At 52.4% G+C, this 22,819-nt stretch carries 26 protein-coding genes; 16 read left to right on the top strand and 10 right to left on the bottom strand.

The window, feature by feature from the left end:
• Positions 1 to 5: 5 nt before the first annotated feature.
• Both flgC and flgB read right to left on the bottom strand, forming a co-directional pair.
• Positions 6 to 410: a flagellar basal body rod protein FlgC gene (flgC, locus tag J4645_RS04090; RefSeq protein WP_001196448.1), complete on the bottom strand. Its 405-nt coding sequence runs from the start codon at positions 408 to 410 to the stop codon at positions 6 to 8.
• A gap of 3 nt (positions 411 to 413) precedes the next feature.
• The gene (flgB, locus tag J4645_RS04085; protein WP_000887043.1) at positions 414 to 830 is read right to left on the bottom strand and encodes a flagellar basal body rod protein FlgB; all 417 of its coding nucleotides are present in this window, start codon (positions 828 to 830) and stop codon (positions 414 to 416) included.
• Between the two features lie 156 nt (positions 831 to 986).
• On the opposite strand from flgB, the gene flgA reads away from it, so the two are divergent.
• From flgA to flgN, 3 genes are all read left to right on the top strand, one after another.
• Entirely contained in the window at positions 987 to 1,646 is a 660-nt protein-coding gene (gene flgA, locus J4645_RS04080; protein WP_001194086.1) for a flagellar basal body P-ring formation chaperone FlgA, read from the top strand.
• A 91-nt stretch (positions 1,647 to 1,737) separates the two neighbouring features.
• Positions 1,738 to 2,031 (top strand): flagellar biosynthesis anti-sigma factor FlgM, encoded by a 294-nt coding sequence (flgM, locus tag J4645_RS04075; RefSeq protein WP_000020893.1) that lies wholly within the window; start codon positions 1,738 to 1,740, stop codon positions 2,029 to 2,031.
• A gap of 4 nt (positions 2,032 to 2,035) precedes the next feature.
• Positions 2,036 to 2,458, top strand: a complete 423-nt coding sequence (flgN, locus tag J4645_RS04070) for a flagella biosynthesis chaperone FlgN (RefSeq protein ID WP_000197547.1) — start codon at positions 2,036 to 2,038, stop codon at positions 2,456 to 2,458.
• 81 nt (positions 2,459 to 2,539) lie between these two features.
• On the opposite strand, the gene murJ is transcribed toward flgN, so the two are convergent.
• From murJ to rimJ, 4 genes are all read right to left on the bottom strand, one after another.
• Positions 2,540 to 4,075 (bottom strand): murein biosynthesis integral membrane protein MurJ, encoded by a 1,536-nt coding sequence (murJ, locus tag J4645_RS04065; RefSeq protein ID WP_001537775.1) that lies wholly within the window; start codon positions 4,073 to 4,075, stop codon positions 2,540 to 2,542.
• A gap of 303 nt (positions 4,076 to 4,378) precedes the next feature.
• Complete coding sequence (locus J4645_RS04060) at positions 4,379 to 5,302, bottom strand: Gfo/Idh/MocA family oxidoreductase (protein WP_001259725.1); 924 nt, start codon at positions 5,300 to 5,302, stop codon at positions 4,379 to 4,381.
• A 1-nt stretch (position 5,303) separates the two neighbouring features.
• The gene (locus J4645_RS04055) at positions 5,304 to 5,951 is read right to left on the bottom strand and encodes a YceH family protein (protein WP_000873047.1); all 648 of its coding nucleotides are present in this window, start codon (positions 5,949 to 5,951) and stop codon (positions 5,304 to 5,306) included.
• Positions 5,952 to 5,986: 35 nt separating this feature from the next.
• Positions 5,987 to 6,571 (bottom strand): ribosomal protein S5-alanine N-acetyltransferase, encoded by a 585-nt coding sequence (gene rimJ / locus J4645_RS04050; protein WP_000468204.1) that lies wholly within the window; start codon positions 6,569 to 6,571, stop codon positions 5,987 to 5,989.
• A gap of 236 nt (positions 6,572 to 6,807) precedes the next feature.
• Here rimJ and mdtH point away from each other — a divergent pair, with 236 nt between their 5' ends.
• The 10 genes from mdtH (at position 6,808) to J4645_RS04000 (ending at position 14,216) form a co-directional block, all read left to right on the top strand.
• Positions 6,808 to 8,016 carry a multidrug efflux MFS transporter MdtH gene (gene mdtH / locus J4645_RS04045; RefSeq protein WP_000092178.1) on the top strand — a complete coding sequence of 403 codons (1,209 nt, stop codon included), beginning with the start codon at positions 6,808 to 6,810 and terminating at the stop codon, positions 8,014 to 8,016.
• 63 nt (positions 8,017 to 8,079) lie between these two features.
• Complete coding sequence (gene grxB, locus J4645_RS04040; protein WP_000780893.1) at positions 8,080 to 8,727, top strand: glutaredoxin 2; 648 nt, start codon at positions 8,080 to 8,082, stop codon at positions 8,725 to 8,727.
• A gap of 124 nt (positions 8,728 to 8,851) precedes the next feature.
• Positions 8,852 to 9,412 (top strand): lipoprotein, encoded by a 561-nt coding sequence (locus tag J4645_RS04035; protein WP_000713057.1) that lies wholly within the window; start codon positions 8,852 to 8,854, stop codon positions 9,410 to 9,412.
• 103 nt (positions 9,413 to 9,515) lie between these two features.
• Positions 9,516 to 10,562 (top strand): dihydroorotase, encoded by a 1,047-nt coding sequence (pyrC, locus tag J4645_RS04030; RefSeq protein WP_000126607.1) that lies wholly within the window; start codon positions 9,516 to 9,518, stop codon positions 10,560 to 10,562.
• Between the two features lie 73 nt (positions 10,563 to 10,635).
• The gene (gene dinI, locus J4645_RS04025) at positions 10,636 to 10,881 is read left to right on the top strand and encodes a DNA damage-inducible protein I (protein ID WP_001217764.1); all 246 of its coding nucleotides are present in this window, start codon (positions 10,636 to 10,638) and stop codon (positions 10,879 to 10,881) included.
• Positions 10,882 to 11,170: 289 nt separating this feature from the next.
• On the top strand, positions 11,171 to 11,425 hold the full coding sequence (gene bssS / locus J4645_RS04020) for a biofilm formation regulator BssS (protein ID WP_000414441.1): 255 nt from the start codon (positions 11,171 to 11,173) through the stop codon (positions 11,423 to 11,425).
• Positions 11,426 to 11,537: 112 nt separating this feature from the next.
• Complete coding sequence (gene solA, locus J4645_RS04015; RefSeq protein WP_023214771.1) at positions 11,538 to 12,656, top strand: N-methyl-L-tryptophan oxidase; 1,119 nt, start codon at positions 11,538 to 11,540, stop codon at positions 12,654 to 12,656.
• Positions 12,657 to 12,696: 40 nt separating this feature from the next.
• Positions 12,697 to 12,810 (top strand): YceO family protein, encoded by a 114-nt coding sequence (locus J4645_RS04010; protein WP_001253282.1) that lies wholly within the window; start codon positions 12,697 to 12,699, stop codon positions 12,808 to 12,810.
• Positions 12,811 to 13,071: 261 nt separating this feature from the next.
• Positions 13,072 to 13,644: a cytochrome b gene (locus J4645_RS04005; protein WP_001159782.1), complete on the top strand. Its 573-nt coding sequence runs from the start codon at positions 13,072 to 13,074 to the stop codon at positions 13,642 to 13,644.
• A complete protein-coding gene (locus J4645_RS04000; protein WP_000739886.1) occupies positions 13,641 to 14,216 on the top strand; it encodes a YceI family protein in 576 nt (191 codons plus the stop codon). Before J4645_RS04005 ends, J4645_RS04000 begins: the two co-directional genes overlap by 4 nt.
• 51 nt (positions 14,217 to 14,267) lie before the next feature.
• On the opposite strand, the gene J4645_RS03995 is transcribed toward J4645_RS04000, so the two are convergent.
• Positions 14,268 to 15,320, bottom strand: coding sequence for a rhodanese-related sulfurtransferase (locus J4645_RS03995; RefSeq protein WP_001144628.1), 1,053 nt, complete (start codon positions 15,318 to 15,320; stop codon positions 14,268 to 14,270).
• A 219-nt stretch (positions 15,321 to 15,539) separates the two neighbouring features.
• Between J4645_RS03995 and J4645_RS03990 the strand changes: the two genes are divergently transcribed.
• The 3 genes from J4645_RS03990 to J4645_RS03980 all read left to right on the top strand — a co-directional run bounded on the left by J4645_RS03990 (position 15,540) and on the right by J4645_RS03980 (position 18,285).
• On the top strand, positions 15,540 to 16,460 hold the full coding sequence (locus tag J4645_RS03990; protein WP_000163973.1) for a Kdo(2)-lipid IV(A) acyltransferase: 921 nt from the start codon (positions 15,540 to 15,542) through the stop codon (positions 16,458 to 16,460).
• A 154-nt stretch (positions 16,461 to 16,614) separates the two neighbouring features.
• Positions 16,615 to 17,829: a multidrug efflux MFS transporter MdtG gene (gene mdtG, locus J4645_RS03985; protein WP_000075053.1), complete on the top strand. Its 1,215-nt coding sequence runs from the start codon at positions 16,615 to 16,617 to the stop codon at positions 17,827 to 17,829.
• Between the two features lie 81 nt (positions 17,830 to 17,910).
• Positions 17,911 to 18,285: a MysB family protein gene (locus J4645_RS03980; RefSeq protein WP_000180050.1), complete on the top strand. Its 375-nt coding sequence runs from the start codon at positions 17,911 to 17,913 to the stop codon at positions 18,283 to 18,285.
• On the opposite strand, the gene J4645_RS03975 is transcribed toward J4645_RS03980, so the two are convergent.
• The 3 genes from J4645_RS03975 to mdoG all read right to left on the bottom strand — a co-directional run bounded on the left by J4645_RS03975 (position 18,286) and on the right by mdoG (position 22,658).
• On the bottom strand, positions 18,286 to 18,513 hold the full coding sequence (locus J4645_RS03975; RefSeq protein ID WP_001217832.1) for a YceK/YidQ family lipoprotein: 228 nt from the start codon (positions 18,511 to 18,513) through the stop codon (positions 18,286 to 18,288).
• 73 nt (positions 18,514 to 18,586) lie between these two features.
• Positions 18,587 to 21,130 carry a glucans biosynthesis glucosyltransferase MdoH gene (gene mdoH / locus J4645_RS03970; protein WP_001044607.1) on the bottom strand — a complete coding sequence of 848 codons (2,544 nt, stop codon included), beginning with the start codon at positions 21,128 to 21,130 and terminating at the stop codon, positions 18,587 to 18,589.
• Positions 21,123 to 22,658: a glucans biosynthesis protein MdoG gene (gene mdoG / locus J4645_RS03965; protein WP_001562609.1), complete on the bottom strand. Its 1,536-nt coding sequence runs from the start codon at positions 22,656 to 22,658 to the stop codon at positions 21,123 to 21,125. Before mdoG ends, mdoH begins: the two co-directional genes overlap by 8 nt.
• Positions 22,659 to 22,819: the final 161 nt, after the last annotated feature.

Below are 22,819 nucleotides of genomic sequence, written 5' to 3'. Positions count from 1 at the left end.
CTCCTTTACTGGCCTAATGTCAGCGTTTTAAGCATCATGCTTTTTACGGTATTCAGGACTTCGATATTTGCCTGATAGCTGCGCGAGGCTGACATCGTGTTAACCATTTCGCCGACCACATCGACGTTGGGCATTTTGACGTAACCATTAGCGTCCGCCAGCGGATTGCCTGGCTCATAAACCAGCTTTTCCGGTGCCTGACTTTCAATCACGCTGGCGACCTTTACCCCGCCAGTGGCTTGACCCGGCGCGGCGTCCACCTGAAAAACCACCTGTTTGGCGCGATAAGGCTGTCCGTCCGGGCCGGTGACGCTATCCGCATTCGCCAGGTTACTGGCCGCAACGTTCAACCGCTTGGACTGCGCGGCAAGCGCCGATCCGGCAATATCAAAAATGTTTAACAGCGCCACGAATTAGTTTCCTCCCTGTAGCACATTCATCATGCCTTTGAGTTGGCTACCCAGAACGGTAAGCCCCATCTGATATTTGAGACTGTTATCCGCAAACTGCGTACGTTCCCTGTCCATATCTACGGTGTTACCATCCAAAGAAGGCTGATCGGGTACGCGGTAAAGCAGATCCACTGCGGGAGAAGAGACCGCCTGAGCGGGAATATGGTGAGAGGAAGTCAACGTTAACGCGACGCCGCCGGTTTCTTCCCGTCCACGCACCATCACCTTTTTTAACTCACTGGCAAAATCAATATCGCGTGCCTGATACCCCGGCGTATCGGCATTGGCGATATTCGCCGCTAATATTTCCTGACGTTGCGCGCGCAGATTTAGCGCTTCCTGCTGAAATCGTAAGGCGGCATCGAGCCTGTCGAGCATATCTCCTCCGCAAATGGCAAAATTCAGCCGACAGCTTAAATGCCTTCACGCGCGCGTTATCGCCGGAATAAACGCAAAATGCGTCGCTATTTATTGCGTTGATGCTTGCTTCACACGGGTAGAATCCTGTCATGACATCAACCAGGGGGAAGTACCATGCAAACGTTAAAACGAGGATTCGCCGTGGCGGCTTTGCTGTTCAGCCCCCTGACAATGGCGCAGGACATCAACGCCCAATTGACCACGTGGTTTTCCCAGCGTCTGGCTGGCTTCAGCGATGAGGTGGTTGTCACGCTCCGTTCATCGCCTAATCTGCTGCCGAGCTGCGAGCAGCCAGCCTTCAGCATGACGGGCAGCGCGAAGCTGTGGGGCAACGTCAATGTGGTGGCGCGCTGCGCCAATGAAAAACGTTATTTGCAGGTGAATGTGCAAGCGACCGGCAATTATGTCGCCGTTGCCGCGCCCGTCGCGCGCGGCGGAAAATTGACGCCGGCCAACGTCACGCTAAAACGTGGCAGGCTGGATCAGTTACCGCCGCGGACGGTACTGGATATCCGTCAGATTCAGGATGCCGTCAGTTTGCGCGATCTCGCTCCTGGGCAGCCGGTACAGCTTACGATGATACGTCAGGCCTGGCGCGTCAAAGCGGGGCAACGAGTACAGGTCATCGCCAATGGCGAGGGGTTTAGCGTCAATGCGGAAGGTCAGGCGATGAATAATGCCGCCGTCGCGCAAAATGCGCGCGTGCGCATGACATCGGGTCAAATCGTGAGTGGAACCGTCGATTCTGATGGGAATATTCTTATTAACCTATAATTGTGTAAAGATTTTGTCGCGGCTGCCGATGAGATATTCAACCATGATGGTAGCTGGCCGCTACAACGTAACCCTCGATGAGGATAAATAAATGAGCATTGACCGTACCTCACCTTTGAAACCCGTTAGCACTGTCCAGACGCGCGAAACCAGCGATACGCCGGTACAAAAAACGCGTCAGGAAAAAACGTCCGCCGCGACGAGCGCCAGCGTAACGTTAAGCGACGCGCAAGCGAAGCTCATGCAGCCAGGCGTCAGCGACATTAATATGGAACGCGTCGAAGCATTAAAAACAGCTATCCGTAACGGTGAGTTAAAAATGGATACGGGAAAAATAGCAGACTCGCTCATTCGCGAGGCGCAGAGCTACTTACAGAGTAAATAAGCGTATGACTCGTTTGTCAGAAATACTTGACCAGATGACCACCGTCCTGAATGACCTGAAGACGGTGATGGACGCCGAGCAACAACAGCTTTCCGTAGGCCAGATTAACGGCAGCCAGCTACAGCGTATTACAGAAGAAAAAAGCTCGTTGCTGGCGACGCTGGATTATCTGGAACAACAGCGCCGTCTGGAGCAGAACGCGCAGCGTAGCGCAAACGATGACATTGCAGAGCGCTGGCAGGCGATTACCGAAAAAACGCAGCATCTTCGCGACCTCAACCAGCACAACGGCTGGCTGCTGGAAGGGCAAATTGAGCGTAATCAACAGGCGCTGGAGGTGCTGAAACCTCACCAGGAGCCGACCTTGTACGGGGCTGACGGTCAGACTTCCGTCTCTCACCGCGGCGGTAAAAAAATTTCTATCTAATCAGTGCCGGATGGCGACGTTGCGCCTTTCCGGCCTGAATGCCTTGTAGGCCTGATAGCACAGCGCTATCAGGCACTGAATTTACGCCGTCCGGCGAACAAACTCTTTCACTTTAAAGCCCAGCACGGCAAGCGCGGCGAAATAGGCCGCGATACCCGCGATCACTACCGCCATCAAACGTAGCAAACGCCATAACATCGACCCTTGCGACCACTCCGGCATAATATGCAACACGCCGAACAATACGGCGGCCATCACCAGTACGGAAATGATCAGACGCATCAGGAACCACATCCAACCCGGTTGTGGCGTAAAGATATTCTGTTTGCGCAGTTGCCAGTACAGCAGCGACGCATTGAGACATGCCGCCAGACCAATAGAGAGCGACAGTCCGGCGTGTTTCAGCGGTCCAATAAACGCCAGGTTCATTAACTGAGTCATGATTAACGTCACGATGGCGATTTTCACCGGCGTTTTAATATCCTGGCGAGAATAGAAGCCCGGGGCCAGCACTTTTACGACGATCAAGCCAATCAGCCCCACCGAATAGGCGATTAACGCCCGCTGCGTCATTGCCGCATCAAAGGCGGTGAATTTACCGTACTGAAACAGCGAGACCGTCAGCGGCTTCGCCAGAATGCCTAACGCTACCGCGCTCGGCAACGCCAGTAAAAAGCACAAACGCAGCCCCCAGTCCATCAGGCGGCAGTACTCATCATGATTGCCGCTGGCAAAGCTTTTCGACAATGACGGCAACAGGATGGTTCCCAATGCCACGCCCAGCACGCCGGACGGGAACTCCATCAACCGATCGGCATAGTACATCCATGAGACCGAGCCGGAGGCCAGAAACGAGGCAAAAATGGTATTGATGATAAGGGAGATCTGACTGACGGATACGCCCAAAATCGCCGGCCCCATCTGTTTGACCACCCGCATCGCCCCGGTGTCGCGAAAGTTAATGCGCGGCAGCACCAACATACCGATCTTTTTCAAATACGGAAGTTGATACACCAGTTGCAGCACGCCGCCGACGGTGACTGCCCAGGCTAACGCCAGCACCGGCGGATTAAAGTATGGCGCGGCGAATAATGCAAAACCGATCATGCTGATATTAAGAAATGTCGGCGCAAAAGCGGGAATAGAGAAGCGATTCCAGGTGTTGAGAATGGCGCCAACCAGTGAAGCCAGCGAGATCAGCAGAATATAGGGAAACGTAATCCGCAGCAGTTGCGTCGTCAGCGCGAATTTATCCGCAGTATCGGCAAAACCCGGCGCGGTTACCATAATCACCCACGGGGCGGCCAGCATACCGGCCACCGTCACGACGGCCAATGCCAGCGTCAACAGGCCGGAAACGTAAGCGACAAAGATCCGCGTCGCTTCTTCACCCTGCTTGCTCTTATATTCCGCCAGGATAGGCACAAAGGCCTGAGAAAAAGCGCCTTCGGCAAAGATCCGGCGTAGTAAATTAGGGAGTTTAAACGCCACAAAAAAGGCGTCGGTCGCCATCCCTGCGCCAAAAATTCTGGCGACAATCGCATCACGGGCAAAACCCAACACGCGTGAAAACATAGTCATCGAGCTGACGGCAGCCAGCGATTTCAATAAATTCATTTCTTTTGTATTCCAGACCCTGGCGTAAAACTCCTGCATGGCTGATCCATCGACCGGATAACGCAACTTCTGCCGTATCCGGCTGTATCACCGCGCCTGACGACGACGTTAAAACGTCTTATCAGGCCTTACAGACTCCCCACGGTTTGCCATTATTCACTGTGAAAAGAGGTATTATGTAGAGTGGGCATATATACCCGCCATACTTCGAGCTGCATGTGCGTTGGCTTTTCTGCAACTCGAATTATTGAGGGTATAGTACCTGGATTACGATGAATTACTACCGCCAGATGTTACAGAGGATTATTCGCTGATGGCGTCCCGCCACAGCGCCTCCACGACGCGCTGGGCCAAAATCGCCTGCTCCCCCGCCGTTTCCGGAACCGTCTGATTTTGTACGCAGTCAATGAAATGCCGCGCGCATCCGACAAAACCACGCTGTTCAAGCGTCGTTTGCCAACCCGGAATGGGTTTGATGAGAATACCCTGCCCGCGCTCTTCGCGCCATTCACGCATATCCGTCACGTCATACAGCCCGCCGTCGGTGACGGCCTGGACCGATTCACGCTGACTTCCGGCGCGCCGGTGCATACTGGTAGTAATTTGTAGTTTGTCGGCGGAAAAATGATGTTCCGCATAGCACATTTCGCCGGACTCGCTGGTGAGCAACGTGCCGCTGGCAAGGCGCGCCTCGCCGCCCGCCAGCCACAGAGCGGTATCCACGACATGCAGATAGTCATCGAGCAAAGTAAAACGTAAGTCGTGCGGCCCGATGCTATCGGTACGATGTTTATCCATACGCAGTGACGCCGCAGTACCGAGGCGCGTCTTCAGTTCGCGGTACAGCGGCGCGAAACGGCGATTAAAGCCAACCATCAGCGTCAATTTTTTTTGCGCCGCCAGCGCCACCAGCCGTTCGGCATCACGTAGATTTTCCGCCAGCGGTTTATCCACGCAAACATGGACGCCGGCATTGAGAAGTTCGCTGACCACGGCATAATGGCTTGCGGTACTGGAGTGGACGAAGACTGCATCGCAGCCGGACGCTAAATTCGCCAGCGAATCCACATACGGTATGCGCCAGCTTTCGCAGATACGTAAGGCTTTATCCCGCGAAGGAGACCAGGCGCCCTGTAACGTCCATCCGGCGGTGTTGGTTAATACCGGCAGCCAGGCCTTCTGCGCAATACCGCCTAATCCGACAATGCCAATCCGTAATGTTCTCACATTACTCTCCCAGGTGAGCTAACAAAGAATCCAGCCGCTGCTTTAACTCCGCCACTTCGCTTTCCAGCGCTTCGACGCGCGACTGAAGATCGCCCGACGCACTTTCCGGCGCAGACGTCTGGAGAGACAGTTCATCGACGTCGCCGCAAAAAAGGTGCATATAACGGCTTTCGCGCTTACCCGGTTCACGCGCCAGACGGACGACATACGGGCCGTCCTCACGACTGGCAAGCCGTTCCAGCGTGGATTCAACTTCCGCCATATCGCTGAATTCATGCATCCGCGACGCCCGACTACGCAACTCGCCGGGCGTTTGCGCGCCGCGCAGCAGCAGCGTAGTGACGAGCGCCACTTCCGCCGCGCTAAGTTTCAGATCGCCAAATTCGGAATTACAGAAACGCTGTTCATATTTGGTGACGCGATTGCCAAACCCGCTGACCGTACGCAAAAAGTGGCGTTTCACCAGGTTATCGAGTTGTTCTTGTACCTCTTGTTCCGTCAGGTTCATCACCGGTTCACGGTTGGTTTTCTGATTACAGGCTGTCACCACGCCGTTGACGGAAAGCGGATACTGTTCCGGCGTTGTCACCTGCTTTTCCAGCAGACAGCCAATCACTCGCGCTTCAGTGGCGGTTAATTCATATTTCATCGTTTTCTCCCTTTGCCTCTCATTCCGTAAGCCGCTCAACGCCCCGGCGTCCATAACGGCGTGGTTAACGCCGTCAGGACATGGTCGCGCCATTGTCCATCAATCAACAGATAATCTTTCGCATAGCCTTCTTTTTCAAAGCCAAGCCGCGCCAGCAACGCGCCGCTACGTTTGTTGTGCGGCATATAGTTCGCCATGATACGGTGGATATGCTGAGTGCGCTGCATATAGCGAATCGCAGCGGTTAAGGCTTCAAACATCAGCCCCTGCCCCTGCCACTTCTGCGCAATGGAATAGCCCAGATAACAGGCATGAAAAGAACCGCGCACCACATTGGAAAAATTCGCCACGCCGATAATTTCTTTTTCTTCCGGATCAAGTAGCGCGAAATAGAAGGCGGAGCCCTGTTTGTGAAATTCACCGATCATTCCCAGACGCGCCTGCCATCCTGAAGGATAACAATGACTTTCATCTCGGACCGGTTCCCAGGGTTTTAAAAAATGACGATTTTCCGCGTAATAATCGGCCAGACGCCAGGCATCACGCTCATGCACTAAACGTACCACCAGACGATCGGTGGTTAAGCGCACTTTTGGCACGTTACTACGATAGCCAAACATTCTATACCTACTCCTTCCTGTAACGTCTTCAGCACGCCAGTAACATTACTATACCTGCGCAACCAGGCTCTGTGAAAAGCGCAAATCGTCATTTTTTGAATTGCTGCCACATTTTGATGAAAACTCTCGATTAAAAAGGACTTTTGATAAAAAAATATTGTCCCGCTAACGGTAGGAAAAAACGAAACGCCGCCGCAGAATAGAAGACGCTCATCTATTATTTCCCGGGAGGGGAAATGTCGCGCGTCTCGCAGGCGAGGAACCTGGGTAAATATTTTCTTCTCATCGATAACATGTTGGTGGTGCTGGGTTTTTTCGTCGTATTCCCGCTCATCTCTATTCGCTTTGTCGATCAAATGGGGTGGGCTGCCGTAATGGTAGGGATCGCGCTCGGCCTGCGCCAGTTTATTCAACAAGGTCTGGGCATTTTTGGCGGCGCCATCGCCGATCGCTTTGGCGCGAAACCGATGATTGTCACCGGTATGCTGATGCGCGCCGCCGGCTTTGCCACCATGGGTATCGCGCATGAGCCCTGGCTCTTGTGGTTTTCCTGCTTTCTTTCCGGTCTCGGCGGTACGCTTTTCGACCCGCCGCGCTCAGCGCTGGTGGTCAAATTAATTCGTCCGGAGCAACGGGGCCGCTTCTTCTCTCTGTTGATGATGCAGGACAGCGCGGGTGCGGTGATTGGCGCGCTACTGGGAAGCTGGTTGCTACAATACGATTTTCGTCTGGTCTGCGCGACAGGCGCTATTTTGTTCATATTATGCGCCCTTTTCAATGCATGGCTGCTTCCGGCCTGGAAGCTATCAACGGTCAGAACGCCGGTGCGTGAAGGAATGCGCCGCGTCATGAGCGATAAAAGGTTTGTCACCTACGTGCTGACGCTGGCGGGCTACTATATGCTGGCGGTACAGGTCATGTTAATGCTGCCGATTATGGTAAACGATATCGCCGGCTCGCCTGCTGCCGTGAAATGGATGTACGCTATAGAGGCGTGTCTCTCGCTGACGTTGCTCTACCCGATTGCCCGCTGGAGCGAAAAGCGTTTTCGGCTAGAGCATCGGCTGATGGCCGGTTTGCTCGTCATGTCGCTGAGCATGCTCCCCATCGGGATGGTGGGCAATTTACAGCAGCTTTTTACGCTTATTTGCGCTTTCTATATCGGCTCGGTTATCGCCGAACCGGCGCGCGAAACGCTCAGCGCGTCGCTCGCGGACGCGAGGGCGCGGGGAAGCTATATGGGCTTTAGCCGTCTGGGATTAGCCATTGGCGGCGCGATTGGTTATATCGGCGGCGGCTGGTTGTTTGATATGGGTAAAGCGCTTGCGCAGCCTGAACTACCGTGGATGATGCTCGGTATTATCGGCTTCATCACCTTTTTGGCTTTAGGCTGGCAATTTAGTCATAAACGCACGCCGCGCCGCATGCTGGAACCCGGCGCCTGATTTGATACCTGTCGCTATCTCCTCCATACTGGTCAGATACCGACAGTCAAATGGAGGAGAAACGTGAAGCTTTATATTTACGATCATTGCCCTTTCTGCGTTAAAGCCCGCATGATTTTCGGCCTGAAGAACATCCCCGTTGAACTTAACGTGTTACAAAATGACGACGAGGCGACGCCCACCCGGATGATTGGTCAAAAGATGGTGCCCATCCTGCAAAAAGATGATAGTCGCTACCTTCCTGAAAGTATGGATATTGTACATTATGTCGACAACCTCGACGGCAAACCGCTGTTAACCGGGAAACGCAATCCAGCCATTGAAGAGTGGTTGCGCAAAGTTAACGGTTACGTTAATCAGCTACTGCTGCCGCGATTTGCAAAATCCGCTTTCGATGAATTTTCTACCCCTGCGGCGCGCCAGTATTTTATCCGCAAAAAAGAAGCCTCATCTGGCAGTTTTGACAATCATCTTGCGCACTCTGCCGGACTGATTAAAAAGATCGGCGATGATTTACGTTTGCTGGATAAACTCATCGTACAGCCTAACGCCGTTAACGGCGAATTATCGGAAGATGATATTCATCTGTTTCCGCTTCTGCGTAATCTGACGCTGGTCGCCGGTATCCACTGGCCGACAAAAGTCGCGGACTATCGCGATAATATGGCAAAGCAGACGCAAATTAATTTACTCTCCTCAATGGCTATCTAACGCCCGCCAGGCGGCAACCCTTTCTTGCCGCCTTTTTCGGCTTTTTCTAGTGGCGCCATGTCCGCTGGCGCGACATGCTGCTTTGTGTCAAGATTAGGGCATAGGCAACATGCTAAGGAACGCCATGAAAAAGTTTTTTTTTGCCGCTGCGCTGGTAGTTAGCGGCCTGTTAGTGGGCTGTAATCAACTTACGCAATACACCATTAGCGAACAAGAAATCAATCAAGCGCTTGAAAAACGGAATAATTTCTCAAAAGATATTGGTCTGCCCGGCATTGCCGACGCGCATATCGTATTGACTAACCTTGTCAGCCAGATTGGTCGGGAAGAGCCTAATAAAGTCACCCTTACTGGCGATGCCAGGCTGGATATGAATTCCCTGTTTGGCAGTCAAAAAGCGACGATGAAACTCAAGCTAAAAGCCCTGCCGGTCTTTGATAAAGAAAAAGGCGCCATCTATCTTCAGGAGATGGAAGTAGTAGACGCCACCGTGACGCCGGAGAAAATGCAATCGGTGCTACAAACGCTCCTGCCCTATTTAAATCAGTCTTTACGTAGCTACTTTAACCAGCGGCCCGCTTACGTGTTGCGTGAGGACAGCAGTAAAGGCGAAGCGTTAGCGAAGAAACTCGCGAAAGGCATTGAAGTTAAACCTGGTGAAATCGTTATTCCTTTCACCAATTGATTTCGGAGGGCGCGCTCGCGCCCTTTTTTTACGTGCAAACGAAAACGTTTCCGCTTATCCTTTGTTTCCGGCAAAAAGACTATTCCTCAGCCGGAGCTTATTAATGACTGCACCATCCCAGGTTTTAAAGATCCGCCGCCCGGACGACTGGCACGTTCACCTTCGCGATGGCGACATGTTAAAAACGGTCGTACCCTATACCAGCGAAATTTATGGTCGCGCTATCGTGATGCCGAACCTGGCGTCCCCCATCACGACCGTTGATGCAGCGATCGCCTACCGCCAGCGTATTCTCGATGCGGTGCCCGCCGGGCATGATTTCACGCCGTTAATGACCTGCTATTTAACGGATTCGCTCGATGCCGATGAACTGGAGCGTGGTTTCCATGAAGGCGTATTTACTGCGGCTAAGCTTTACCCGGCCAATGCCACCACTAACTCCAGTCATGGCGTAACGTCAGTCGACGCTATCATGCCGGTACTGGAGCGGATGGAAAAACTCGGAATGCCATTGCTGGTCCACGGTGAGGTGACCCATGCGGAGGTTGATATCTTCGATCGCGAAGCGCGTTTTATCGACACCGTAATGGAACCGCTACGCCAGCGTCTGACCACGCTTAAAGTGGTCTTTGAACACATCACGACCAAAGATGCCGCGCAATATGTCCGTGACGGCAACGACTACCTGGCGGCTACCATTACGCCTCAACATTTAATGTTTAACCGTAATGATATGCTGGTTGGCGGCATTCGTCCTCACCTGTACTGTCTGCCGATTCTGAAACGCAATATTCACCAGCAGGCGTTACGCGACCTGGTCGCCAGTGGTTTTACGCGCGCCTTCCTGGGGACGGATTCAGCGCCGCATTCACGTCATCGTAAAGAGACCAGTTGCGGCTGCGCCGGTTGTTTCAACGCACCCTCCGCCCTTGGCAGTTATGCCGCCGTGTTTGAGGAAATGAACGCGCTGGCGCACTTTGAAGCGTTCTGTTCACTGAATGGCCCGCAATTCTATGGCCTGCCGGTGAATACGGGGTGGGTGGAACTGGTTCGCGATGAACAACAGGTACCGGAAAATATCGCGCTGGCTGATGATTCGCTGGTGCCTTTTTTAGCGGGTGAAACAGTACGCTGGTCAGTAAAAAAATAAAAAATGCACTTACCTGTTGCTATATATTGGATTCAACTGTATATATATCCAGTATATTCAACAGGGGGCCATTATGCGTATTGAAGTCACTATAGCCAAAACGTCACCTCTGCCTGCCGGTGCGATTGATGCGCTGGCGGGCGAACTCTCCCGTCGTATTAGCCATCATTTTCCTGAGAACTTGGGTAACGTCACCGTGCGTTACGCTACCGCCAACAACTTGTCCGTCATTGGCGCATCAAAAGAGGAAAAAGAACGCATTAGCGAGATTCTCCAGGAGACCTGGGAGAGCGCTGATGACTGGTTCATCAATGAATAAAAAATGATATGCAGTGATGTATGTTTGCCGGGTCGCCCCGGCTTTTTTATTTGCGCAACTGATGAATATTTCGCCTGACCCTCAAAATAATTGCACAACATCCTAAAAAAATATGAATGAACTGCCGCTTTATTGTTCATATAATTCTTAAAAAGAGAAATTTATCCTCCGGTCTCTTTAAAAACGCAGTGAATAGCCTTATTAATTGGTATACTGAAGTTGCTTCAGAAGAAAAACACGCATTGAACCTCGAGAACCGTTGTCTTATAACACGTACCAGGGGGGCATGATGGAAAAGAATAATGAAGTCATTCAGACCCATCCGCTTGTAGGATGGGACATCAGCACCGTCGATAGCTATGATGCGCTGATGCTGCGTTTGCACTACCAGACCCCAAATCGTCCGGAACCGGAAGGGACTGAAGTTGGTCAAACGCTCTGGTTAACGACAGATGTAGCCAGGCAATTTATTTCAATATTAGAAGCCGGCATCGCCAAAATAGAATCAGGTGATTACCAGGAAAACGAGTATCGTCGCCATTAGCGTGACGCGCTCCCCCTCTCTCAGGCACCGTAAGGTGCCTCACTTATTTCTGGCTTGTATATCTCAGCGCAGTTATTTACCCTGAAATCATCGCGATAGCAGAGAGAAGCTGATGAAATACGACCTTATTATTATCGGCAGCGGTTCGGTTGGCGCCGCCGCTGGTTATTACGCCACCCGCGCCGGGCTAAAGGTCCTGATGACCGATGCGCATATGCCGCCTCATCAACAGGGCAGCCATCACGGCGATACCCGACTTATCCGCCACGCTTATGGTGAAGGCGAAAAATATGTCCCACTGGTGCTTCGCGCCCAGGCGCTTTGGGATGAACTCTCCACACACAATGAAGAGCCTATTTTTGTCCGCTCCGGCGTCGTTAACCTCGGCCCGGCCGACTCCGCTTTCTTAGCCAACGTCGCACGAAGCGCGCAACAGTGGCAATTAAACGTCGAGCGCCTGGACGCGACGGCCCTCGTGACGCGCTGGCCGGAAATTCGCGTGCCCGATAATTATATCGGGCTGTTTGAAGCTGACTCCGGTTTCCTGCGCAGCGAATTAGCCATTACCACATGGCTTCGTCTGGCCCGAGAAGCAGGCTGCGCACAGCTATTCAACAGCCCGGTAAGCCATATTCACCATGATGATAACGGTGTGACGATAGAGACGAGTGAAGGCTGCTACCACGCCAGCAAAGCGCTGATTAGCGCGGGCACCTGGGTCAAAGCGCTGGTACCGGAGCTGCCCGTTCAGCCCGTACGTAAAGTTTTTGCCTGGTTTAAGGCGGATGGACGTTACAGCACTAAAAACCGCTTTCCGGCCTTTACCGGCGAAATGCCCAACGGCGATCAATATTACGGTTTCCCGGCGGAGAACGACGAGTTAAAAATCGGCAAACACAATGGCGGACAGCTAATACAGGCTCCGGAAGAGCGCAAGCCCTTTGCCGCCGTTGCCAGCGATGGCGCGGAAGCATTTCCTTTCTTGCGTAATGTACTGCCGGGTATCGGCGGTTGTTTACATGGGGCGGCATGTACCTATGATTATTCGCCGGACGAGGATTTTATTATCGATACGCTGCCTGGCCATGAGAATACGCTTGTCATCACTGGACTCAGCGGACATGGTTTTAAATTCGCCCCGGTGTTAGGAGAAATCGCTGCGGATTTTGCGTTGGGAAAAACGCCCTCCTTTGATCTGACGCCGTTCCGGCTTTCCCGTTTTAGCCAATAATTTGTCGGCCCCGTAAAGGGGCTGTTTATTAAGGTAAGCTATGCGTCGTCTCTTTCATTTTCTGATGAATAATATTCGCGAACATTTCATGCTTTACGTTATTCTTTGGTCGCTGCTGGCGGTGATGGATATTGTTTATCTCCTTTTCTTTTGATTGCTTTTCATTGACGTTAACTGACACTTCCTGAAAGTTCCTCGCTTTTTATTTCATAACGTTAAGCACGGCAATAATGCCAGTTCCTGCCGTTGCGCGGTTATCAGGGGGAAATATCTCGAAACTTCTGAAGCTGAACCGCAAACAACATCAAAATTATTGAAATAAAAATAAATATCATTCAAATTCTTATTTATAAGTTGCATTCGGCGCTTTTCCACGCCATTTTCATTCTCTCGTGAAATATTGATTGGTGTGTTTATGCAATTTAAAAATACTCCACAGCGTTATGGCGTGGTTTCCGCCGCGCTCCACTGGCTGACCGCCCTGGTGGTCTATGGCATGTTTGCGTTGGGTTTATGGATGGTCACGCTCAGTTATTACGACGGCTGGTATCACCAGGCACCGGAAATACATAAAAGTATTGGCATATTACTGATGATGGCGCTGATCGTGCGTATTATCTGGCGGCTTTATTCTCCGCCGCCCATTGCGTTGACCAGCTATTCCCGTTTAACGCGCGCTGGCGCCGCCGCAGGTCATCTCCTCCTGTATCTCCTGCTCTTTGCGATAATCATTAGCGGCTACCTGATTTCCACCGCCGACGGTAAACCGATTAGCGTCTTTGGCTGGTTTGAGATTCCGGCCACGCTTACGGACGCGGGCGCGCAGGCTGACATCGCCGGAACGCTGCATCTGTGGTTTGCCTGGTCGCTGGTCATTATCTCGCTCTCGCATGGGGTTATGGCGCTAAAACACCATTTCATCGATAAAGACGACACACTGAAACGTATGACAGGAATGTCGTCATCTGACTATGGAGCTCAAAAATGAAAAAAAACCTGCTGGGATTCACCCTCGCATCCTTGTTATTCACGACCGGTTCCGCCGTGGCGGCGGAGTATAAAATTGATAAAGAAGGCCAACATGCGTTCGTCAATTTCCGCATCCAGCATCTGGGCTACAGCTGGCTGTACGGCACCTTTAAAGATTTCGACGGCACGTTTACTTTTGATGAAAAAAATCCGTCGGCAGACAAAGTGAACGTGACCATTAACACCAATAGCGTCGACACTAACCATGCCGAACGTGACAAACACCTGCGTAGCGCGGAATTTCTTAATGTTGCGAAATTCCCGCAGGCAACCTTCACCTCTACCAGCGTGAAAAAAGAGGGCGATGAACTGGATATTACCGGCAATCTGACGCTCAATGGCGTGACTAAACCGGTGACGCTGGAAGCAAAGCTGATGGGCCAGGGCGACGATCCGTGGGGCGGTAAGCGCGCGGGCTTTGAGGCCGAAGGAAAAATTAAGCTGAAGGACTTCAATATAACTACCGATCTCGGCCCGGCCTCACAAGAGGTTGAGCTTATCATCTCAGTAGAAGGCGTTCAGCAGAAGTAACGCCTGGCGAAATGCCGGATAGCGGCCTTTACGCTGCTATCCGGCAAAATATTACTCAGCCGGATCGGGAATGCTCAGTTTGCTATTAAGCCGACCACGCGATTTATTAAAAATTTTGTTGCCGTTCTCGCGACCCGCGCGACGTCGGCGCTGTTCTTCCTCCGGCAAGGCCAACTCTTCACAGCATTGTTCACTACAGCAGCCGTTAAATTTACTGGCGCACTGCGGACACTGAATAAACAGCAGATGGCAACCGTCGTTTTTGCAGTTGGTATGGCTATCGCAGGGCGCGCCGCACTGATGGCAATGCGCGATAATATCATCCGAGATTCGTTCGCCCATTCGTTCATCAAATACAAAGTTTTTGCCGATAAAGCGAACGGGAAGCCCCTGCTCGCGCGCGCGACGGGCGTACTCAATGATGCCACCCTCAATATGCCAGACTTTATTGAAACCGTTGTGTTTCATCCAGGCGCTGGCTTTCTCACAACGAATACCGCCGGTACAGTACATCACTATCTTTTTATCTGCATGTTCCCGCAGCATTTCAACCGCTTTTGGCAACTGTTCACGAAACGTATCCGCCGGGATTTCCAGAGCATTTTCGAAATGGCCGACTTCATACTCATAGTGGTTGCGCATATCAATAAAGACCGCGTCAGGATCGTCCAGCATCGCATTCACATCTGCCGCCTTCAGATAATCGCCGACATTACTGGCGTCAAAAGTCGGATCGTCAATACCGTCAGCGACGATACGGTCGCGAACTTTCATACGCAGCACCCAAAATGACTTTCCGTCATCCTCCAGCGCGATATTTAAACGCAGCCCGTCCAGCGCGGGGTCGAACGTATAAAGCTGTTGACGAAACGTCTCGAGCTTGCTTTGCGGCACGCTGATTTGCGCATTGATGCCTTCATGCGCCAGGTAAACGCGACCAAAAACGTCCAACGCCGTAAACACCTGATACAACGCGTCCCGCGTCTGTTGCGGCGAGGCGATAGTGAAATATTTATAAAAAGAAATTGTCGTACGCGGCTCGCTTTCCGCCAGCATTTTGGCTTTCAGCTCGTCATTAGAGATGCGGTTGTGTAACACTGGCATGGTGTACGTATCCTGCAATCAGCAAAAAATAAAGTGGGCAGGCATGATAAGGCAAGTCTCGCCAATTTACATCCACACATTTTGCGCTACATTTCCTGCTTTACACTAAATAATTAACAACAATTGTCGATTTAATCGCCACTCTCCTGCTACATATTTTTGCTCAACGCAAAAAGATGCGAGAATACGGGGAATTGTTCGTTGAAAGACAGGATAGAAATGACGAAGTTGCCTAAGTTCTCCGTGGCCTTACTGCACCCGCGCTATTGGTTAACCTGGTTGGGTATAGGCGCGCTTTGGTTGGTCGTGCAACTCCCCTACCCGGTCATCTATAAATTGGGTTGCGCATTGGGCCACCTGGCGCGACGCGTAATGAAACGCCGCGCAAAAATCGCCTATCGCAACCTTGAATTATGCTTTCCGGAAATGAGCGCGCAGGAACGCCACACCATGGTGGTCAAAAACTTTGAATCCGTCGGTATGGGCGTGATGGAAACCGGCATGGCCTGGTTCTGGCCCGATCGGCGAGTGAACCGCTGGATGGAAGCGAGCGGTCTGGAGCATATCCGTGAAGTTAAGGCGCAGGGACTGGGGTTCATTCTGGTAGGAATACATTTCCTTACCCTTGAGTTTGGCGCCCGCATGTTTGGTATGCATAACCCGGGTATTGGAGTTTATCGCCCGAATGATAATCCGTTGCTCGACTGGTTACAGACCTGGGGACGCTTACGCTCCAATAAATCGATGTTGGATCGCAAAGATCTGAAAGGCATGGTTAAGGCATTGAAAAGCGGCGAATTGATCTGGTATGCGCCGGATCACGATTATGGCCCGCGCGCCAGCGTTTTTGTACCATTATTCGCTGTCGACCAGGCTGCCACGACCTCCGGTACCTGGATGCTCGCGCGCATGTCTAAAGCCTGTATTATCCCCTTCGTGCCTCGCCGTAAACCCGATGGGAAAGGCTACGAACTGATCATTCTTCCTGCGGAATATTCGCCTCCGCTGGAGAGCGCAGAAGCGACTGCCGCATGGATGAATAAAATTGTCGAGCAGTGCATTATGATGGCACCAGAGCAGTATATGTGGCTGCATCGCCGCTTTAAAACTCGCCCTGAAGGCGTACCATCGCGCTATTGACAGGATTGCAGCCGTCAGGCTGCAATTTTTCCCCTCTTTTAGCTTTAAAAGCTCCCCACATTGCGAGGCTGGTAAGGTCGGCGCATAATTATAATTAGTACGCTCATAATTAAATTGATGATAGCGCAAACCGCGCATCATACTGTGGAACGCTATGTCACCCTCTGATGTCCCCATAAACTGGAAACGCAATCTAACCGTTACCTGGCTGGGCTGTTTTTTAACCGGCGCGGCATTCAGTCTGGTCATGCCTTTTCTCCCTCTCTACGTTGAGCAACTCGGCGTAACAGGCCATAGCGCGCTCAACATGTGGTCCGGGCTGGTCTTTAGTATTACGTTCCTCTTTTCAGCTATCGCTTCCCCTTTTTGGGGCGGTCTGGCGGATCGTAAAGGGCGTAAGATTATGCTGTTGCGTTCCGCTCTCGGCATGGCCATTGTGATGCTGTTAATGGGCATGGCGCAAAATATCTGGCAATTTCTGATCCTCCGCGCGTTATTAGGCCTGCTGGGCGGATTTATTCCCAACGCCAATGCGCTCATCGCCACTCAGGTGCCGCGCCATAAAAGCGGCTGGGCGTTAGGGACGCTCTCTACTGGCGGCGTCAGCGGCGCTCTGCTTGGCCCACTTGCGGGCGGTCTGCTCGCCGACCATTACGGCCTTCGCCCGGTCTTTTTTATTACCGCCAGCGTGTTGTTTATCTGTTTTCTGCTCACCTTCTTTTTTATTCGCGAGAATTTCCTGCCGGTGAGCAAAAAAGAGATGCTTCACGTTCGGGAAGTGGTCGCCTCGTTAAAAAATCCCCGCCTGGTGTTAAGCCTGTTTGTCACCACGCTGATTATTCAGGTGGCGACGGGGTCTATTGCGCCCATCCTGACGCTCTATGTGCGCGAACTCGCGGGAAATGTCAGTAATATTGCGTTCATTAGCGGGATGATAGCGTCCGTTCCCGGCGTGGCGGCATTACTTAGCGCCCCCCGACTAGGCAAGCTCGGCGACAGAATTGGCCCGGAAAAGATCCTTATCGTCGCGCTGATTATTTCCGTACTGCTGCTGATTCCAATGTCTTTTGTGCAAACGCCGTGGCAGCTCGCGCTATTGCGGTTTCTGCTTGGCGCGGCGGATGGCGCGCTGCTGCCAGCCGTCCAAACTCTGCTGGTTTACAACTCTACCAACCAGATAGCCGGGCGCATATTCAGTTACAACCAATCTTTCCGCGATATCGGCAACGTCACCGGCCCTCTCATGGGCGCCGCAATTTCCGCGAGCTATGGCTTCCGCGCCGTCTTCTGCGTCACGGCAGGCGTGGTATTGTTCAATGCTATCTATTCATGGAACAGCTTACGACGGCGCAGACTGGCAATAGAATGATTTTTGCGCTTTCATACTTGCAATATCACAGAATCAGCTATTCTTTCCCTAAATACCTCGTCAAATCAAAGGGAGACACTGATGACCATGTATGCCACGCTGGAAGAAGCTATCGATGCAGCCCGGGAAGAATTTCTGGCTGACCATCCAGGCCTCGAACAAGATGAAGCGAATGTGCAGCAGTTCAACGTTCAGAAATATGTACTGCAGGATGGGGACATCATGTGGCAGGTCGAATTTTTCGCCGATGAAGGTGAAGATGGCGAATGTCTGCCGATGCTGAGTGGTGAAGCCGCGCAGAGCGTGTTTGACGGCGATTATGATGAGATAGAGATCCGCCAGGAATGGCAGGAAGAGAATACCTTGCATGAATGGGATGAAGGGGAATTCCAGCTTGAACCCCCGCTTGATACCGAGGAAGGCCGTACTGCGGCAGACGAATGGGATGAGCGTTAATTACTCATAAGGCCCGTGGTGAATATCGAGCGGCAGCAGCAATGTATCGAAGATCAGTGAGAAGGGCAGATCGAGGATCGTGATATAGCGCCATGCGGAATCACGCATATCCCACTGCACGCCAGGGTAATACTGGTTGCCGTGTCCTTGTCCGGGGATCGTTCTGCTGATAATACTGCCGCAGCCGCTCAGGGTAATCACCATTATGCTCACCGCGAATATACGCACCTGATACCTCATTTCACTATAAAAATACCGGCATCACGCCGGTATTTTTCACCTCACTCCAGACCTGAAGACCTTATCCCGCTGACGATGCTCGTCCCTGCAACGCCTGCGGATTCAGGACGAGAGACTGATAATGGTTTACCCAGGAAGAGTATCTCTCTGGCGCATTCCAGACCCGATAGTGTAAACGCGCCATCGTCACCGGATCGCTGAGCAAAACCAGACGCCGATCGCGGTTCAGTTTCTCCGGCGTTTCGTTTAGCGCCTGCTCCACATGACGATCGCGGGCTATTTCCAGCACCTTACTGGCGCGGTGACGCGCGGTGGCCATCGCGGTCGCCAGCGCATTCAGCGACGGGTTAAATACCGCATGCATAAAGCCATCGTCCAGAATACGGCGGCGATTCATCTCCAGATATTTATCGGTATCGACCAACACCTGAGGCGGCGAATACTCTTCCGGGATCAGGAACAGCTTCCAGCGTTTGGTGCGTAATCCTACCGTTGAACGACTGGAGATCACCGAAACAAATGGCGACAGAATCAGCGAAAAGACAATCGGCGCCAGCCAGAACAGAAAGCGTAAATCCAGCCACGCCATACCCACCGCCCAGACCAGCCCCAGCAGCAGTTGAGAGCCGTGACGCATAAAGGCTTCTCCCCACGGCGTAGAATCATCGTCGCGTTGCGGTGAGTTCCAGACCACTTCCCAGCCGAGAAACGCACTGACCACAAACACGGTATGAAACAGCATACGCACCGGCGCCAGCAACACGGAGAACAGCACTTCCAGCAACAGCGACAGCGTAACGCGCCAGAAACCGCCATACTCTTTGGTGCCTTTACACCAGATCAGCATAATACTGAGCAGCTTCGGCAGGAACAGCAGCACCATCGTTGACGCAAACAGCGCGATTGCCAGTTCCGGACGCCACTGCGGCCAGACCGGAAAAAGCTGGCGCGGCTGAAGGAAATATTGCGGCTCTGTTAACGCATGAACGACCTGCAGCGCGGTAGAAAGCGCGAGGAACATAAACCATAACGGCGCGGACAGGTATGACATTACCCCGGTCAGGAACACGGCGCGATGCACCGGGTGCATTCCTTTCACCAGGAACAGACGAAAGTTCATCAGGTTGCCGTGACACCAGCGGCGGTCGCGTTTAAGCTCATCCAGCAGGTTTGGCGGCAGTTCTTCATAGGAGCCGGGGAGATCGTAGGCAATCCAGACGCCCCACCCTGCCCGACGCATTAGCGCCGCCTCCACAAAGTCGTGGGAAAGAATCGATCCGGCGAACGAACCTTCTCCCGGCAGCGGCGCCAGCGCGCAGTGCTCGATAAACGGTTTCACGCGGATAATGGCATTGTGCCCCCAGTAGTGCGACTCTCCCAACTGCCAGAAGTGCAGCCCGGCGGTAAACAGCGGCCCATAAACACGGGTCGCGAACTGTTGGCAGCGGGCATACAGAGTATCCATCCCCGACGCTTTCGGCGAAGACTGGATAATTCCGGCGTTAGGGTTCGCTTCCATCAGGCGCACCAGACCGCTCAGACACTCGCCGCTCATCACTGAGTCCGCGTCCAGCACCACCATATAGCTGTACTGATTGCCCCAGCGGCGGCAAAAATCGTCAATATTGCCGCTTTTGCGTTTCATACGGCGGCGGCGGCGGCGGTAAAAAATTTGGCCTTCGCCCTGCACTTCCGCGATAAGCTCCATCCACGCCTTTTGCTCCGCCACGCAGATATCCGGGTTATAACTGTCGCTAAGGATATAGACGTCAAAATGCGCGGCGTTGCCTGTGGCTTTAACGGACTCCCAGGTCGCGCGCAGACCGGCGAAAACGCGGCTAACGTCTTCATTACAGATAGGCATGATCAGCGCCGTCCGGTGTTCCGGATTGAGGGGTTCATCGCCAACCGTAGACGCGGAGATGCTGTACTTATCGCGCCCGATAAGCAGTTGCAGGAAGCCCATCAGCGCCGTCCAGAATCCGGCTGACACCCAGCAGAACAGCACGGCAAACAGAATCAGGATACCGGTTTGCAGCATGTAGGGCAGGAGCTGCATAAAAGAGACCCAAATATCCTGCCCCACCATATCCATAGGATTGATGAGCGCCCATCCCTGATAAGGCAGAATGGTCTTCATATACCAGGTCGCGACGACGGTTTGCGCCAGAGTCAAAATTAACAAAATATAGCGGCGTATAGTGCCGACGGTACGCCATTTTTGCTCGCTCGCCTGCTCTTCTTTTGTCAGACGAGAAACATAGCGCGGCGTTACATCCCGCCCACGCAGGCGATCCCAGAAACGGCCAACCGGGTTGGTTCGCCAGGGATCGGGAAACATCGAAGAGCGCGTCGCTTTTGGCATAGCCTGCAACTGATCACGCCCTTCATCATCTTTAATTAACTGCCCCTTCGCCAATGAATCCGGCCAGGCGTGTTCAAGGCGGGCTTTTACGGAACCCTGCGGTGAATCGTCTTCTCGCGAGTAAGTCCGATGCTCGGCATCCAGCGCCTGATGTACGGCGCGGATGTCAGTTTTCGGCAATGCCGCTTTCTCACGTTCAGAAAGCAGCAGTGCGTCAATATACTCAGTTGTTTTATTCATTGGCAGGTAACTGGTAGCTCCAGGTTTCACTTAGCGTCTGATCGGCATTCACCAATGCGGCACGCATTTCCGTGGTTTTCTTCGCGTCTTTGACTTTCACGCGCAGCATTAAACGCCAGCCTTTAGTGACTGGGTTATAGCGTACATTACTGTCAACGATTTCACCGTTATCGCCAATGCTGGTTTGCGCAGCGACAGGCGTATCCGGCGGCAGTTTTTTCATGTCGGCGCCAACGAAATCCACCACAAAGGCAATAGTGCCGTCGGGCTGGCGAATCAGATTTGACTGTTTAACGTCGCCCGTTGAGCGGCGTGTTTGCAGCACCCAGGCATTATCCGGCGCATGAAGTTTATCTTCATCGCGGCTGAAGGTCAGAGTGTACTTGAAGTTCATCTCTTTACCCGGTTCCGGCAGTTGATCCGGAGTCCAGTAAGCGACAATGTTATCGTTGGTTTCATCATTGGTCGGAATTTCAACCAGTTCAACCTTACCTTTGCCCCAGTCGCCTTTCGGGGTAATCCAGGCGCTTGGACGCAGGTCGTAGCGATCGTCTAAATCTTCAAAGCGCGAGAACTCGCGACCACGCTGCAACAGGCCGAATCCCTGAGGGTTTTCCATCGCATAACTGCTCACCGCGAGGTGTTTTGGATTGTTCAGCGGACGCCAAATCCACTCGCCATTACCCGCATGAATGGATAAGCCGTTCGAGTCATGCAGTTCCGGACGATAGTTGGTCGTCGGCGACGGCTGGTTTGGCCCAAACAGGAACATACTGGTTAATGGCGCAACGCCCAGCTTGCCTACTTTATCGCGCAGATAGACTTTTGACTGCACGTCCACCACGGTATCGCGGCCAGGAATGATCACAAAACGGTAAGCGCCGGTCGCGCGCGGAGAATCGAGTAATGCATAGACGGTCAAACGCTTATCGGTGGGTTTTGGACGCTCAATCCAGAACTCGCGAAAGCGGGGAAACTCTTCACCAGATGGTAAGGCGGTATCAATCGCAAGGCCGCGCGCAGATAAGCCATATACCTGGCCTGCGCCGATCACGCGGAAATAGCTGGCGCCAAGCATACTGACGATTTCGTCGTTCTTATCTTTACTGTTGATGGGGTACAGAACTTTGAACCCGGCGAAGCCTAAATCTTTTACCGTGTCTTTATCGTGCTGAACATTGCCAAAATTGAAGTAATCCGGGCTGTATTTGATTCTTTTTACCGTCGTCGCCGTCACTTCGTTAATCTTGACCGGCGTATCGAAGTACATCCCCTGATGGTAAAATTCGAGCTTAAAAGGGGTCTTTAAGTTGTTCCAGTAGGCTTTATCGCTATTAAACTGGATCTGCTGATAATCCGCATATTTCATGTCGCGGAAAACGGAGGGCAAGTTGCTTTTAGGCGCCTCATAGCCTTTCCCGGCTAAAGATTGAGCTTGTTTTGCCACGTCATCAATACTGAACGCCCAGCTCGATGATGCGTAAAGCGTTAACATAATAGCTGCGCCCAACCAACGCATTTTCATCATTTGTCGTTTATGTTTCATAATAAGTAAGCACTTCCCCCTTTGTGTGCTTATATCGATCCGATCCATTTTAATGGATAATCAGGCATTACGACAACTGAATCCAGGCTTTGTTCAGCGCGCTGGCTCATGGATTAAGCACCTCCCGCGCCTGTTTTCACTTT

The sequence above is a fragment of the Salmonella sp. 32082101201600294FB01SM01 genome, from assembly GCF_017572865.1.
In the GTDB taxonomy this organism is placed as follows: domain Bacteria; phylum Pseudomonadota; class Gammaproteobacteria; order Enterobacterales; family Enterobacteriaceae; genus Salmonella; species Salmonella enterica.
This window is presented reverse-complemented; position numbering and strand designations above follow the sequence as displayed.